The following is a 14,016-nucleotide window of genomic DNA, read 5'->3' as shown; positions in this document are numbered from 1 at the left end:
TACCCCTCCCCCACTCAAGGACCCGAGCCCCACCATGAAATTCGACCTCGCCTACTGCCTCAGCCTCGACGACAAGCTGTCGATCTATGACGTTCGCGATCTCAATTTCGATGAGACGGTGGCGTTCGATTCTGCGAAGGAGCATTTCCAGTGCCCCAACGATGCCTGTCGTGCGGCGTTCGATGCTTCCAACGAGTTGGGCACGTTCAACGCCAAGAACGTGAATTACGTGCGCACGCCGCACTTCAAGAATCTGCCCGGTACGCAGCATGTGGCGGGTTGTCCGTATGTGAGTTTGAAGACGTCGGCGTCGGGGGGTGAGGCGGCCGATGGGGAATCGGATGACGGTCGGGAGGAGCATTTTCCGTCGGAGTTGTTGCTGACGCGTCGTGAGTATGTGCGCAAGCCTGCCGCGCCAGCGGGGGCGGCGGATGTGTTGCGGGATGATCCGGTGCGGGTGGCAACTGCCCCCTCAAAAGAGTCGCCGAGTCGTGAGACGGCGCCGGACAAGACCAGTGTCTTCGCTCACCCCGTGGAGTGTTTTGTGTCGAACTTCGCGGACAAGGAATTGCTCAAGCGTATGCCGTTGAAGATTGGTGAGCATACGGCGCCGTACAGTTCGTTCTTCAAGAAGATCGAGTACTTGATGGACAACAAGGGGCTGATTTATTGGGGTCGGATCAAGAAGATCGAGGACTTCCACAGCGCCAGTTTCCGGATCGATTTCGAGGACAAGGTCTGGTTCAAGAAGCCGGATGACAGCAAGAAGAAGCCTTATCCGGTCAGTGTCTATCTCAACAAAAAGCTGATCGACAACTACCGCAAGCGCAAGGCGTTTCTGGAAGAGATCAAGCACGCGATCGACAGTGACAAGGAGTTGTTCTGCTTCTTTTATGGCGTGACGCCGGAGTTGAAGCAGGTGCCGGGCAAGAAGAACCCCGAAAAGCCTTTCGAGGTCTTCAATGCCAATATCGAGAACCTGGATCACTTCATCATTCGTGAAGCGCCGGGTCTGGCGTGATGGTTAACCCTGGGGCAGTTGCAGTTGGACGGCGCCGGGGTGTTGTTTGACGACTGAGTACGGCAGGATCGACCAGTCGGGTTCATCGCAACCACGTTGCACTCGCGGGAAGTACGGCCCCAGGTAAATGCCCTTGGCGGTGAAATACCAATCGAAAACGCCCCAGACGTTTTCATCGGTGTAGTCGCAGCTGTCTTCATCACCTTCGGTTGGCTTCTTCATTTCGTCGGGATATAGCGAGGTGAACTGCTTTATAAGCCATTGCGCAAACTCTTCCCTCTGTTTGCCTTCGCTTGTTCCAGTCGAAGTGCCCTTCCCTCCACCCACTGCCAAAACGTCTTCCAGCTTTATCGCTTGCCCAGTATGAGCATTGAGATTGATCGGGGAGTTGCCGACATCCGGATGCGCGCCGCCACAGTCGTAACCGGTGTTGATGTTCAGGCTGACGATATCGGACGACAGAAACGTGGGCGCGACGCTTTGCCATTGCTCGGCATTCTCACCACCTTGCAGCATGCAGGCGTGATAACTGATGACCTCTTTCCAGAGCCGTCCCAACAATTGCTCGTTGATCCGCTGTTGCTCCTGTTTGGGATAACCGGACTCAATACTAAAGAAAGAGATTTTCGACTCCGGCTCCGCCCACCATTGCAGCTCGTAGCCCATGAAGTTGTCTTTCTTCCCAGGTTTGAGCTTGAGCCCCTGTAAGCGCAAATACTCGTAGGGATCGTCTTTCGTCAAAGTGGCAATGAAGGGCAACGTCGTTGCAGTCGGCGCGGGAAGTTTGGCCTCGACTAGTTGTACCGGCAGCTTTTTGCCCTTCGGGTTTTGCCATTCGCCTCGCCAACCGTTGGCGGTTTCTTCCAGCTTGAGGGTCGGCAAAGGCTTGTCATCGCCGTAACGATTGTTGCCCTCGACCAGCGTCAGCGTGCTGTCCTGCAACGCGCCACTGAGGGGCAGATCGCGGTGATACTTCTCGTAGAAGTAACGACCGGTCACTTCATCCGGATTCTGGGTATTGATCTCGACCACAATCGGCGTCTTGCCCAGCGTGCCGGTAAACACACGTCTGCCGTCGTCAGCCTGAGCGGTGGATAGCAGTGAAAACAAAGCGGCGGCGTATGGCGCCAGGCGCAACAGTCCCTTGAGCATGGATCGATCCCTGAGTGAGTCGGAGGTCGCGCCGGGACGTGAGTGCCGGCGCTAGTGAATGCGGGGCGGATTATGGCGGGGGTGGCTTAAGTAATCGAGTTTTGTCGGTTGTACTCTTCCAGCCAGGCTTCGCGCTCGACTGCTGCTATCTCCCGATACACTTGCATGCGGCGCGTCTTTGCCGCTTGAACTTCGTCCTCATCCAGAGCGCTATAACGACGAAGCCAATGAACGGTCATCTCCTCATCCGGGTAGTAGTAACCCTTGGCGCCCTTGCTGTTTCTCGGGGTGTCGTTCATCTGCGCGTCGAACACCATGGCTGCGACTTCATCAGGCGGTAAACAACCGGCCCCTGCGGCCTTGTCCTGGAAGACCCAGGCAATTTCATCGATGTGTTTTTGTGCGCTGCGATGGCTGCGGCGATAGAACTGCTGCGGTCGACACATCCACTGGAATCGCTCAATCAACGGTTCGATATCAATCCACTCGGAGAGTCCGTGATGGGTTGCATGAAGCATGACACCGTTGAACCAGCGATCAGCGAATTGCCCCACAAATGCATCCAGATCCGCCTTTTTCATGTCGGCGAAAACCATGCAATAGCGAGTCTTGATATGCATGGCGAACAGCACATACTTTCGTTGCACGGTGATCGCATGCACCAGCCACTGCTCGACAGCACTGTCCATCTCATCATCTTCAATGGTTGATGACGGCGGGTCCAAATCCACCGGGGTGATTTTTTTGCCCTGGTGAACGCGGCTGAAGAATTTGCTGGCAGCTTCGGTGCAGTTGAAGATCAGCATCCTTGTTCTCTAATAAATACTGGAAGTGGTCGATTATGGGGCTGTCGATTGACGACTACTTAACCGACATTACCACCATCACAATAACCAACAATCCAATATAAACCCAAGCATGCACCCGATCCGGTATCCGCCCGATCCACGGCGTGGCCAGTCGAATCCCTAGCATCGAGCCCAGCGTCAGCACCGCAAACGCCAGCAGATCCACATACCCGACAAACCACGGCCCGAGTTCTGTCTCGCTGTACCCCGCCAACATCATGTACGTCAGGGTTCCCGCCAGCGCCACGGGCACGCTCAGCGGATTGGCCATCGACGTCGCCTGGGACATGCTCAACCCGCTACGCCGCAATAACGGCACGGTCATGACGCTTCCTCCTACACCGAGAAAGGTTGCGATGGCGCCAATGCCTACACCGCCGCCGGACGTTTCCACCGTTCCCAGTCGCCGTGGGATTACGCCTTCGGATCGCGTAAGAAAGCCGCGTCGCAGCAGGCAATCGACAATCGTCACGCCGAGGTAGGCGATGAAGGCATAACGAATGACTTCGCCGCTGACCCACACCGCTGCGATTGCACCGACGACCGCGCCCAATCCGATGAACCCGCCCAAGGGCCACAGGTAATCACGGATGAGGTTGCCGGCGCGGCGATGTTTGTCGGTGGCGACCAGGGCGTTGACGATCATCACGCAGGTCGAGGTGGCGACGGCGATGTGCATGGCGGATTGGCTGATCGGGTCGTCGGCGCCATGGCTCGCGGTAAGCATGCGGTACAGCAGCGGCACGACGACGAAGCCGCCGCCGAAGCCGAAGAGCACGGCGGTGACGCCGGTCAGGCAGCCGAAGAGTGTCAGCAGGAGGTAGAACATGGCGCGTCGTCCGTTGTTTGAGAGCGGTCGACGATAGAGCGGCGGCGCTTGGCCTGCTTCAGCAAGTCAGCCAATAATGTTTGCGTTTACGCCAACTGCTAGGTGCCGCTCGATGCGCAATGTTTCGATCAATCTGCTGGATGACACTCCGCGCCCGGTGGTGGCGATCGGTACGGATTATTCCCACGGCTATCTGTTGCCACGTCATACGCATCGGCGGGCGCAATTGTTGTACGGCGCGACCGGGGTGATGCAGGTCAGCACGCATGACGGCAACTGGGTGGTGCCGCCGCAACGGGCGGTGTGGATTCCGCCGGGGGTGGCGCATGAGGTGTTGATGCTCGGGGTCAGCACTCGCAGTTTGTATATCGAGCCGGGGGCGGTGGATCTGGGTGAGCGTTGCCAGGTGATCAGTGTGTCGCCGTTGATGCGGCACTTGCTGATGGAGGCCGTGGAGTTGCCGCTGACCTATGACCTGACCGGGCGTGACGGCGTGCTGGTCGACTTGTTGCTACATGAATTGGTGTGCAGTGCACCACTTCCGTTGCATATCCCGCTGCCTTCTGACGGAAGACTGCTTGAGCTGTGTCAGACCTTTCTGCATCAGCCGAATGCCCATCAATCACCCCAGCAATGGGCCGATCAGCTGCACGTAAGCTTACGCACCTTCAACAGACTGTTTCGTCAGCAGACCGGCCTGAGTTTCAGTCAATGGCGCCAGCGCGCCTGCGTGGTATTGGCGCTGGCACGCCTGGCGGCGGGTGAAGCGGTGACGCGGATTGCCCTGGATTTCGGCTATGACAGCCCGGCGGCGTTCTCGACGATGTTCCGTCGCATCCTCGGTCAGGCACCGTCCGTCTGGTTGGAGGCGGCGAACTAGGGCAAATCAAAAAATGCGTTTGATCCCGGCCGAAAACAACTGTACAAAAACACAGTACATTTTCCATCAGCACTCTCGAGCCCGGAGCACACCATGGCCTCTTCAGCGATGAACCTCATCCTCGAACGTATCGCCCTTTTCCAGTTCACCCCGACCCATTGCGCCCAGGCCCGAGGGATGTTGGGCTGGAGCATTGAACAGTTGTCGCGGGAGGCCAAGGTTTCAGTAGAGGACATTCAGCGGTTCGAAGCGCAGCAGGAAGTGGCGGATTCGGCGCGGCTGGCGTTGACCTATCGGTTTGAGGCGCATGGGTTGGTGTTCTTTCCGGGGTTTGCGCCGGGGCGTTCGACAAGCAATGGTTCAACAGCCGAATCAGTGCGTGGGGATTATGCGATGGCGGAGTGATTCGGTTCGCCTGATGGAGGCGAACCTGCACCAGTGAGTCAGGCTCCTTGGACCACCGCCTCACTCTCCCCTTCAACCGCCAACCACCACGCATTCCCGCGTTGGGGTTGTGCCAAGTTGAATGCCTCGCCCATTTGCGGCGTGGTGATGGAAACACTGCGTTCCCAGGCCAGCGCAAGAATGCGGTCGAACGGTTCATGCCACGCATGCATCGCCAGGTCGAACGTGCCGTTGTGGATCGGGAACAGCCAGCGCCCCTTGAGATCGATGTGGGCCTGCAGGGTTTCCTCAGGTTGCATGTGCACGTGGGGCCATTCGACGTTGTAGGCGCCAGTCTCCATCAGGGTCAGGTCGAACGGGCCGTACTGTTCGCCGATGCGTTTGAAGCCATCGAAGTAGCCGCTGTCGCCGCTGAAGAAGATGCGTTTGTCGCCGTCGATGATGACCCAGGATGCCCACAGGGTCTGGTTGCCATCGAACAGGCCGCGCCCGGAAAAGTGCTGCGACGGGGTGGCGATGAAGCGGATGCCGGCAACCTCGGTGCCCTGCCACCAGTCGAACTGGCGAATCTTGTCGGCATCGATGCCCCACTTGATAAGGGTGTCGCCGACGCCCAGCGGAGTCAGGAACACGTTGACCTTGTCCGCCAGTTTCAACACCGCTTCATAGTCGAGGTGGTCGTAGTGGTTGTGCGACAGGATCACGGCTTCGATCGGCGGCAATTCATCGATGCTGATCGGCGGCTGATGGAAGCGTTTCGGCCCGGCCCATTGCACCGGCGACGCACGCTCGGCGAACACCGGGTCGGTGATCCAGAACTTGTCTTGCAGCTTCAGCAGCAAGGTCGAGTGGCCGAGGCGGTAGACACTAAGGTTGGGAGCGGCGATCAGGTCGGCGCGGGTCAGTGGCTGCACCGGGATGGCTGCCGCCGGCCGAGTGTTGCGTGGTTTATGGAAGATCATGTTCCACATGATGCGCAGCATCTTGCGCAAACCTTCGCGCTGCACCGGCGCGTGGTTACGAAAAGTCCCTTCGGCCTGGCGCGAAGCTTCAGGTGCTGGACTAACCGCGGAAGAAATTGATTTGGCCATGACTGAAAGACTCCAGGAAAACCGCGCAATTCACGGCTTTCCACGGTGGGACGATAAATGGCCAAGGCACGCACGCATCAGCCGGACATCTGGTTTTAGGGTGCACCGATTAAGGCAACATTACACTGATCGGTGTAGTTTCTAGGTTGCATCAAACCGGATGCCAAGTAAACTGCCGAGTGTAATTCTCTCCTTTTTCCTGCCGAATCCAATTTATGACAGCTCCAACGCGCCTCACCGACCGTAAACGAGAAGCCATCATCCAGGCCGCGATCGCCGAATTCCGTACCAACGGGTTTGAGGTCACCAGCATGGACAAGATCGCGGCCACGGCCGGGGTATCAAAGCGTACGGTGTACAACCATTTCCCCAGCAAGGAAGAGCTTTTCGCCGAAATTCTCAACCAGTTGTGGGCACGGATCAGCACCGAGCAAGCCGTGTCATATCAGCCCGATCTGCCTTTGCGTGAGCAGTTGCGCCAAATGCTGTTTGCCAAACTGCAAATGATGGCGGACGACAATTTCATGAATCTGGCCCGTGTCGCCATCGCGGCCGCGATCCATTCGCCGGAGCGCGCGCAGAACATGGTGGCGCGTATGGGCGAACGTGAGGAAAGCGTGACGGTGTGGATTCGCGCCGCCCAGGCGGATGGTCGATTGAAACCGGTCGATCCAGAGTTCGCCGCCCATCAAGTGCAGGGGCTGCTAAAAACCTTTGCCTTCTGGCCGCAGATCTCCCTGGGCCAGCCCTCGCTCGAGAGCACGATGCAAAATGCCGTGGTCGATTCTGCAATCGACATGTTCCTGGCCTGCTATCAGCTCTAGATCAGGCCTGCGCCACAGTAAATGGCTCACAAGGACACTGAATTTTCCCGCTGGAATAAATGACAATGCCTGCCATTGGCCGATGAACGGTCACGCTGAAGAATTACACTGCAAAGTGTTTCAGAATGAATCTGGCGCAGAACACCATGGAAAACCAACGCGGCAAAGGCTTGTCATTCGCCAGACGCATTTACCTGCCGCGAGCCATCGGGCTGGGCATCGGCTTCTTCAGCGTGGGCACCGCGGTGTATCCATTGAACATGCCGTCCTGGCTCTGGACCTTGTTGCTGTTTAACGGCTTTCTCTGGCCGCATGTGGCCTATCAATGGTCGACCCGCTCGGCCTTTCCCTATCGCGCCGAACGCCGCAACCTGCTCTATGACTCGGTGTTCGGCGGTTTCTGGACCGCCTGTTTCCAGTTCAACCCACTGACCACCGTGACCATTCTGTCGATGATGACCATGAACAACGTGGCCGCCGGTGGCGTGCGCCTGTTCTGGCTCGGCGCGCTCGCCCAGGTGATCGGCGTGCTGCTGGGCTGGTCAATGTTCGGGGTCAAGTTCACTCTGACGGCCACGCAGACTCAAGTCTGGGCCTGCCTGCCGATGCTGACGCTTTATCCGCTGGCTTTGGGAATGGTTTGCTACCGGTTGGCGATCAAACTCGCCGAACACAAACGCACTCTAAGCGCCCTGAGCCGCACCGACAGCCTGACCGGCCTGCTCAACCACGGCGCCTGGAAAGACCTGCTGCATCTCAAGTTCCAGCAGTGCCGGCAGCACAATTCCCAAGCGATTCTGGCGCTGATCGACATCGATCATTTCAAGTCGATCAACGACAGTTACGGACACATCGTCGGCGATGCGGTGCTGCGGCAATTGAGTCACGAGCTGAAGTTCGTGCTCGACGGAAGCGAGCTGTCCGGACGCTACGGCGGCGACGAATTCTGCGTGATCCTGCCCAACCTGCCCCTGAGCAAGGCCGAAGCGCTGATGAAGCAACTGCGTCAGGGAATGGATCGATACCGCCATCCCCACGTCCCCGAGCTGCGAGTCAGCCTGAGTATCGGGCTTGCTCGCTATCAAACCTCGTACGCCGATGCCCTTGAGTGGTTCGAAGATTCCGACAAGGCGCTGTACACGGCCAAGCACACGGGACGTAACACAATCAGCGTAGCGTTGAGCCGATCACCCGCCTGAAAAAACTTGTACAAAATTGAGAAAAATCGATTTCTTGTACAAGTTTATAAAGTTTTGTATAAGTTAATCCGCCAGCCGGGATGCTGGCACACTGCTTCCAGCCATCGAGATATCTGGCTGGCTGACGCGGAAACAGGGACCCCACCTTCAGTCCTATTTCCAGAGTGCCATGAACATGATTTTCAACCGCCACAAGACTGCCCTCGTCGATCTCCAAAACACCATCAACCAACAAGCCGGCCTGCTGGAGGCGATCAACCGCTCCATGGCAGTGATCGAATTCGATGTCGACGGTGTCGTTCTGCGCGCCAACGACAACTTCCTGAAAACCATGGGTTACACCCGTGAACAGGTAGTCGGCCAGCCCCATCGCCATTTCTGTTCTCCCGAGTTTGCCCGTGGCAATCAGTACAGCGAGTTGTGGTCGCGATTGAAAAGCGGCCAGTTCCAGTCCGGCACCTTTGAACGTATTGACAGCCAGGGCCGACCAATCTGGCTCGAAGCCAGCTATAACCCGATCAAGGATGACTCGGGCCGCGTGGTGAAAGTGGTCAAGTACGCCATGGATGTCACTGCCAAAGTGCAGCAGGAAAGCGAAGCCAATGCGAAATTGCAGGCGATCGACCGCGCCATGGCGGTGATCGAATTCGATCTCGACGGCAATATCCTCACCGCCAATCAGAATTTTCTGACGCGCATGGGTTACACCCTCGCCGAACTCAAAGGCAAACATCACCGCTTGTTCTGCCCCGCACAACTGGTCAACAGCAGCGCCTACCAGGATTTCTGGCGCCGGCTGAATCAGGGCGAACTGTTTCAGGGCCAGTTCGAACGCGTCGACAAACGCGGGGAGACCGTGTGGCTTGAAGCCAACTACAACCCGGTCTATGACGCTGCCGGCCGCTTGTGCAAAGTGGTGAAGTTCGCCTCGGACGTCACCGCCCGCGTCGAGCAGCACGAGCAGGATGCACGCAGCGCCAGCGCCGCTTATCACATCTCCGTCGCCACCCGAAAAGTCGCCGAACAAGGCACTCAAGTCATTCAGCAAGCAGCCAGTGAAATGCGCGAAATTGCCGACGACATCGCCGAGTCTTCAACCTTGATCGCGCAGCTCGGCGAACGCTCCGAGCAAATCACCGCCATCGTCAACACCATCCGCGCGATTGCCGATCAGACCAATCTGCTGGCCCTGAACGCCGCCATCGAAGCCGCCCGAGCGGGTGAGCAAGGTCGCGGCTTCGCCGTGGTGGCCGATGAAGTGCGGCAACTGGCAGCGCGCACCAGCGGGTCGACAGCGGAAATTTCCAACATGATCGGTCTGATCCAGTCGGAAACCCGTCAAGCTATCAAAAGCATGGATGGCACCCGAGGGCGAGCAGCGCAAGGTGTTGAGTTGGCGGATCAGGCCGGCACGGTGATTTTGCAGATCCGCGACGGCGCCAGTGAAGCAGTGGAAGCTGTGAGCATGTTCGCCAATGACCGGGCGCCGGGTTAAACACGATCACGGCAATCGCAGCGCCCGCCCCAGTTCGTCGAACAGCGAGACCACCGAGCGCAACGCGCGGCAGTCCGGGCGGGTCAGCAGCCACAGCGCGGTGTCGTAACCGTGCAAGGGTTCGCTCAGGGCCTGCAGCCCTTCGTTTATCAGAAAGTCCGGCAACGCCGCCACGCCAAGCCCGGCGCGCACCAGCTCCGTCACCGACAGCATGCTGTTGCAGCGATAGCCCGGCGTCACGCCAGGCAACTGCTGGCGGCGCCAGGCGACGGTCGGGTGATCGGGCAGAAAGTCGTCCGGGGCGATCCAGGTCAGCGCCGCCAGATCGGCCGCTTCAACATTTTGTAGATAACGCTGGCTGGCACAGACCCGGTAGGAAATCTTCGCCAGCTCCCGTCCGACCAGATGCTCCGGCGGTGTACGTGTCAGGCGCAGGGCGATGTCGGCATCGCGGCGGCTGAGGTTGGCGAAATCGTTGGAAGTGCTCAGCTCGATGGTCAGCGCCGGGTAGTTCGGCATGAACTGCGCCAGCGCCGGCAGCAGCAGACCTTGCAACACCGAGTCGGTACAGGTCAGGCGCACCGTGCCGCTGACTACTTCGCCGCCCTGCTCCACACCAATACGCGCAGCTTCGAGTGCCTGCTCGGCGCGTTCGGCCTGCTCGGCCAGGGTTTGCGCGAGGCTGGTGGGCAGGTAACCGGCGCGGCTTTTTTCGAACAGTTGCTGACCGAGTGACGCTTCCAGTCGGCGCACGGCGCGAAACACCGTCGACACATCAACCCTCAACAGCTGCGCGGCCCGGGCCAGAGAGCCGCCGCGTACTAAAGCGAGGATCAGGGCCAGATCCGGGAAGTCGAGTTGATATTGCGTGGCTGCATTGATCACTTGGGCAAACGCCAATTTAGAGTGCGTGAACGCCAATCTATAGTGAGGTTCATTCCTCAACAAGCACAGCGAGTACTCATGGAATCCAGAGCCCTGCGCATCGCCCTGATCGGTGATTTCGATCCGCAAGTCACCGCCCACCAGGCCATCCCGGTTGCCCTCGGACTGGCGGCGGAACACCTTCGCCATCCGGTCGAATTCGAATGGTTGGCCACCGACCGAATCCTGCCCGAGACGCCGCTGGAACAATTCGACGGCTTCTGGTGTGTCCCGGCCAGCCCCTACAAAAGCGAAGACGGTGCCCTGCGAGCCATCCGCTTTGCCCGCGAGCAGCAGCGCCCTTTCCTCGGCACCTGCGGCGGTTTTCAGCATGCGGTGCTGGAGTTTTCCCGCCACGTGCTGGGCTGGGCCGACGCCGAACATGGCGAAACCTCGCCTGACTCGAGCCGCGCAGTGCTCACACCGCTGACCTGCTCGCTGGTGGAAGCGGTGGACAGCATTCATCTGGTGCCCGGTTCGTTGATTGCCAGCGCGTACGAAACGTCGGAGATTCGTGAAGGCTATCGCTGCCGCTACGGTGTGAATCCGCAGTTCGAACGGGAGTTGCTGACCCATGAATTACACGCTGTTGGTCACGATTCGGCAGGCGATCTGCGCGCCATCGAACTGCAAAACCATGTGTTCTTTGTCGCCACGCTGTTCCAGCCGGAACGCGCAGCGCTCAAGGGGCAATTGCCACCACTGGTGCGGGCATTTGTTGAAGCCTGCTCGGAGCAATGTCGATGAAACCGGACACTGAGTGTTTCGCCGTAATCTTCACTTCGACCCGTACCGGGGGCGACAACGGCTATGCCGAAGCGTCCGAGCGCATGATGCAGTTGGTCGCCGAGCAACCGGGGTTTCTCGGCATCGATTCGATCCGGGGGGCAGACGGGGTGGGGATTACGGTTTCGTACTGGGAGAGTGAGGCGGCGATTCTGGCCTGGCGCGAGCATCCGGAGCACCGGGTGATTCAGGCGCGCGGGCGGGCTGAGTGGTATTCGGCGTTTCAGACGCGGGTGTGTCGGGTGGAGCGGGAGTATCGGTTCGGCCAGTGAGTATTGAGGTGTACTCACTGGCCCTTTCGCGGGCTTGCCCCGGGCGGCGTTCCGACGAAGAGGCCGGAACAGTCGCTGCAGAACCTCAGCCCTTCACCAGACAACGCACCGCCTCAATCTCCGGCACTTCGCGTTTACTCATGTAAACCCGCAACGGCTCGGTGATGTTGATCCGGTCATCAATATTCTGGTCCAGCAGCAACTGGATCAGTTCGCGCTTGAGGGTCATGGTCTGTTCGGTGGTCGGTGCCCAGACGAATTCGCTGCACGGAATGATGCCGTCATCGGCCACGTCCATGCCGAACGAGTCCTCACTGAAGCGCACGATGTACTGTCCGGTCTTGCGGTTGAGGCCGACGAAGCCCTTGAGGTCGTCGGCGGCCTGGCAGATGAGTTGCGATGTGATGCGCATGGTAAACCTCACAAGAGTGATCGAAGGTTTACACGCAGGGCATTGAGGCGCGCCCTCTGCCGGGGCGGTTGCCGTGGCCAAGCGTACTGCAAACGAACGCACAAAAGTGCGCAAATTTTCGCTTTCAGTACGTTTATGTCGGTCTTGCGATAGCACGTTTTCGTTTGAGTTGCTAAAAGGGACATCTTCGAAAATACCTGCGAAAGGACCTCGACATGCCCGCCACCTTCACCAAAAGCGCACTGCTGCTGAGCCTGATGCTCGGCCTCGGCCAGGCCCACGCCGCCAGCCAGCCAAACCCGGTTGCGCTCGCTGCCTCCGAGGGCATTCCGCACCCGGCGGTGATCGCCCACCGTGGCGCGTCCTTCGATGCCCCGGAATCCACCGCCGCCTCCTACAAACTGGCGCGCGATCTGGGTGCCGATTACCTGGAAATGGACCTGCAGCGCAGCAAGGACGGCGTGCTGTTCGCCCTGCACGACGACAATCTGCAGCGCACCACCGACGTCGCCTCCAAGTTCCCGGAGCGCAAGGACAGCCCGGCCAACGCCTTCACCATGGCCGAACTGAAAACCCTCGACGCCGGCAGCTGGTACAACGCCAAGTACCCGGATCGCGCGCGTCCGTCCTATGTCGGTCTGAAGATTCTGACCCTCGACGAAATCATCGACATCGCCCAGGCCAATCCGAAGCACAAGCCGGGCCTGTACATCGAAACCAAGGAGCCGAAGCTGTTCCCGGGGATCGAACATGACCTGAAGGAAAAACTCCAGGCTCGTGGCTGGCTGGTTCCGGCCGGCGCCAAACCGGCTAAAAACGCCGCCAGCGTCGGCGAAAGCAACGGCAAGGTGATCCTGCAAACCTTCGAGAAGAGCAGCCTGGAAATGCTGCAAAAGGAAATGCCGCAGGTGCCGAAGATCCTGTTGCTGTGGGTCGGCGAAGGCAGCATCGAGCCGAAATCCAAAGTGACCTTTGCCGAATCCGGCGAGAAGGACAAGAACGCGTTCTACGGCAAGCAGGAGCCGAAATCCGAAGCCGAATTCAAGCAGTGGATCGACTACGCCAAGGCACAGGGCGCCATCGGCACCGGCCCTTCGGCGAAGCTGACCCACGGCGGCGATCAGAGCTATTCGGATCTGGTGCAGCCATGGATGAACAAATACACCCACGACAAGGGTCTGCTGGTCCACGTCTACACCGTGGATGAACCGGTGGACTTCGAGAAAGTCATGGCCGCTGGCGTTGACGGCATCTTTACCAACCGCGCCAGCGAACTGCTGAAGTTCTACAAACGCCCGGCCGCCGCCAGTGTGGATCAGGTGTTGAAGAACAACGGTTTCTGATTTGTAAATCAGGGCGTCAGTATCGCGAGCAGGCTCGCTCCCTCGGGGAGTCCGGCCTGCCCGCTGCGTTTTAAGGGTGAGTTAAGTTGCGGCGATTAACCTGAACTCACTTAAACGAATCACCCAAAGGAATAACCGATGAAAACTTTGACTGCCCTGTTTACCGCTGCCGCCCTGACCCTCACCGCTGGCCTGGCCCAGGCTGACGTTCGCGTTGACCAGATCCCTGAACTGGTCAAGTCCGGCAAGATCAAGTCGCTGGAATCGATGAACGCAGAAGCGCTGAAACTGCATCCGGGTGCGACCATTACTGACACTGACCTGGATAACCACTTCAATGGTTATGAGTATGAAGTTGAGTTGCGTACTGCTGATGGCAAGGAGTTTGATGTGGACTTCGATGCAACGACTGGCAAGGTGCTGAGCGACAAGCAAGACACTTGATTGGTTGATAAAACAAAGCCGCATGACTTTTGGGTTGTGCGGCTTTTTGTGTCTGGTGTCTGGCTGAAACCATGTTTCGTCAGTCAGCCCC

Annotated in this window: 16 protein-coding genes and 1 pseudogene; 11 read left to right on the top strand and 6 right to left on the bottom strand. The window is 58.6% G+C overall.

What is annotated here, in order from left to right; translation table 11 throughout:
• The first annotated feature begins 34 nt into the window (after positions 1-34).
• Complete coding sequence (locus tag L6D82_RS28420; protein WP_236192152.1) at positions 35-1,021, top strand: hypothetical protein; 987 nt, start codon at positions 35-37, stop codon at positions 1,019-1,021.
• A gap of 3 nt (positions 1,022-1,024) precedes the next feature.
• On the opposite strand, the gene L6D82_RS28415 is transcribed toward L6D82_RS28420, so the two are convergent.
• The 3 genes from L6D82_RS28415 to L6D82_RS28405 all read right to left on the bottom strand — a co-directional run bounded on the left by L6D82_RS28415 (position 1,025) and on the right by L6D82_RS28405 (position 3,850).
• A complete protein-coding gene (locus L6D82_RS28415; RefSeq protein ID WP_236192149.1) occupies positions 1,025-2,173 on the bottom strand; it encodes a hypothetical protein in 1,149 nt (382 codons plus the stop codon).
• A gap of 86 nt (positions 2,174-2,259) precedes the next feature.
• Positions 2,260-2,979: a DUF6933 domain-containing protein gene (locus tag L6D82_RS28410; RefSeq protein WP_236192148.1), complete on the bottom strand. Its 720-nt coding sequence runs from the start codon at positions 2,977-2,979 to the stop codon at positions 2,260-2,262.
• Between the two features lie 55 nt (positions 2,980-3,034).
• The gene (locus L6D82_RS28405; protein ID WP_236192147.1) at positions 3,035-3,850 is read right to left on the bottom strand and encodes a sulfite exporter TauE/SafE family protein; all 816 of its coding nucleotides are present in this window, start codon (positions 3,848-3,850) and stop codon (positions 3,035-3,037) included.
• A 112-nt stretch (positions 3,851-3,962) separates the two neighbouring features.
• Here L6D82_RS28405 and L6D82_RS28400 point away from each other — a divergent pair, with 112 nt between their 5' ends.
• Complete coding sequence (locus tag L6D82_RS28400) at positions 3,963-4,730, top strand: AraC family transcriptional regulator (protein WP_236192146.1); 768 nt, start codon at positions 3,963-3,965, stop codon at positions 4,728-4,730.
• 93 nt (positions 4,731-4,823) lie between these two features.
• Complete coding sequence (locus L6D82_RS28395) at positions 4,824-5,135, top strand: helix-turn-helix domain-containing protein (protein ID WP_134023896.1); 312 nt, start codon at positions 4,824-4,826, stop codon at positions 5,133-5,135.
• Between the two features lie 38 nt (positions 5,136-5,173).
• On the opposite strand, the gene L6D82_RS28390 is transcribed toward L6D82_RS28395, so the two are convergent.
• Positions 5,174-6,226 (bottom strand): MBL fold metallo-hydrolase, encoded by a 1,053-nt coding sequence (locus L6D82_RS28390; RefSeq protein WP_236192145.1) that lies wholly within the window; start codon positions 6,224-6,226, stop codon positions 5,174-5,176.
• 215 nt (positions 6,227-6,441) lie between these two features.
• On the opposite strand from L6D82_RS28390, the gene L6D82_RS28385 reads away from it, so the two are divergent.
• From L6D82_RS28385 to L6D82_RS28815, 4 genes and pseudogenes are all read left to right on the top strand, one after another.
• A complete protein-coding gene (locus L6D82_RS28385; protein ID WP_236192144.1) occupies positions 6,442-7,050 on the top strand; it encodes a TetR/AcrR family transcriptional regulator in 609 nt (202 codons plus the stop codon).
• Positions 7,051-7,196: 146 nt separating this feature from the next.
• Positions 7,197-8,249 (top strand): diguanylate cyclase, encoded by a 1,053-nt coding sequence (locus tag L6D82_RS28380; RefSeq protein WP_236192151.1) that lies wholly within the window; start codon positions 7,197-7,199, stop codon positions 8,247-8,249.
• A 169-nt stretch (positions 8,250-8,418) separates the two neighbouring features.
• Positions 8,419-9,198 (top strand): annotated as a pseudogene (locus L6D82_RS28820) (PAS domain-containing protein); the annotation flags it as partial.
• A gap of 45 nt (positions 9,199-9,243) precedes the next feature.
• Positions 9,244-9,744 carry a methyl-accepting chemotaxis protein gene (locus tag L6D82_RS28815; RefSeq protein ID WP_373870923.1) on the top strand — a complete coding sequence of 167 codons (501 nt, stop codon included), beginning with the start codon at positions 9,244-9,246 and terminating at the stop codon, positions 9,742-9,744.
• 6 nt (positions 9,745-9,750) lie between these two features.
• Here the strand turns inward: L6D82_RS28815 and L6D82_RS28370 are convergent, their stop codons facing one another.
• On the bottom strand, positions 9,751-10,665 hold the full coding sequence (locus L6D82_RS28370) for a LysR family transcriptional regulator (RefSeq protein ID WP_178082643.1): 915 nt from the start codon (positions 10,663-10,665) through the stop codon (positions 9,751-9,753).
• Positions 10,666-10,707: 42 nt separating this feature from the next.
• Here L6D82_RS28370 and L6D82_RS28365 point away from each other — a divergent pair, with 42 nt between their 5' ends.
• Both L6D82_RS28365 and L6D82_RS28360 read left to right on the top strand, forming a co-directional pair.
• A complete protein-coding gene (locus L6D82_RS28365) occupies positions 10,708-11,415 on the top strand; it encodes a CTP synthase C-terminal region-related (seleno)protein (RefSeq protein WP_129974255.1) in 708 nt (235 codons plus the stop codon).
• Complete coding sequence (locus L6D82_RS28360) at positions 11,412-11,726, top strand: antibiotic biosynthesis monooxygenase family protein (RefSeq protein WP_236192143.1); 315 nt, start codon at positions 11,412-11,414, stop codon at positions 11,724-11,726. Before L6D82_RS28365 ends, L6D82_RS28360 begins: the two co-directional genes overlap by 4 nt.
• Positions 11,727-11,811: 85 nt before the next feature.
• On the opposite strand, the gene L6D82_RS28355 is transcribed toward L6D82_RS28360, so the two are convergent.
• Positions 11,812-12,138, bottom strand: coding sequence for a DUF2025 family protein (locus tag L6D82_RS28355; protein ID WP_085745148.1), 327 nt, complete (start codon positions 12,136-12,138; stop codon positions 11,812-11,814).
• A gap of 215 nt (positions 12,139-12,353) precedes the next feature.
• Here L6D82_RS28355 and L6D82_RS28350 point away from each other — a divergent pair, with 215 nt between their 5' ends.
• Together L6D82_RS28350 and L6D82_RS28345 are read left to right on the top strand one after the other, a co-directional pair.
• Positions 12,354-13,481 (top strand): glycerophosphodiester phosphodiesterase, encoded by a 1,128-nt coding sequence (locus L6D82_RS28350; protein ID WP_236192142.1) that lies wholly within the window; start codon positions 12,354-12,356, stop codon positions 13,479-13,481.
• Between the two features lie 138 nt (positions 13,482-13,619).
• Positions 13,620-13,925 (top strand): PepSY domain-containing protein, encoded by a 306-nt coding sequence (locus L6D82_RS28345; RefSeq protein ID WP_102687293.1) that lies wholly within the window; start codon positions 13,620-13,622, stop codon positions 13,923-13,925.
• Positions 13,926-14,016 lie beyond the last annotated feature (91 nt).

The organism is Pseudomonas paraglycinae, assembly GCF_021601625.1.
In the GTDB taxonomy this organism is placed as follows: Bacteria; Pseudomonadota; Gammaproteobacteria; order Pseudomonadales; family Pseudomonadaceae; genus Aquipseudomonas; species Aquipseudomonas paraglycinae.
This window is presented reverse-complemented; position numbering and strand designations above follow the sequence as displayed.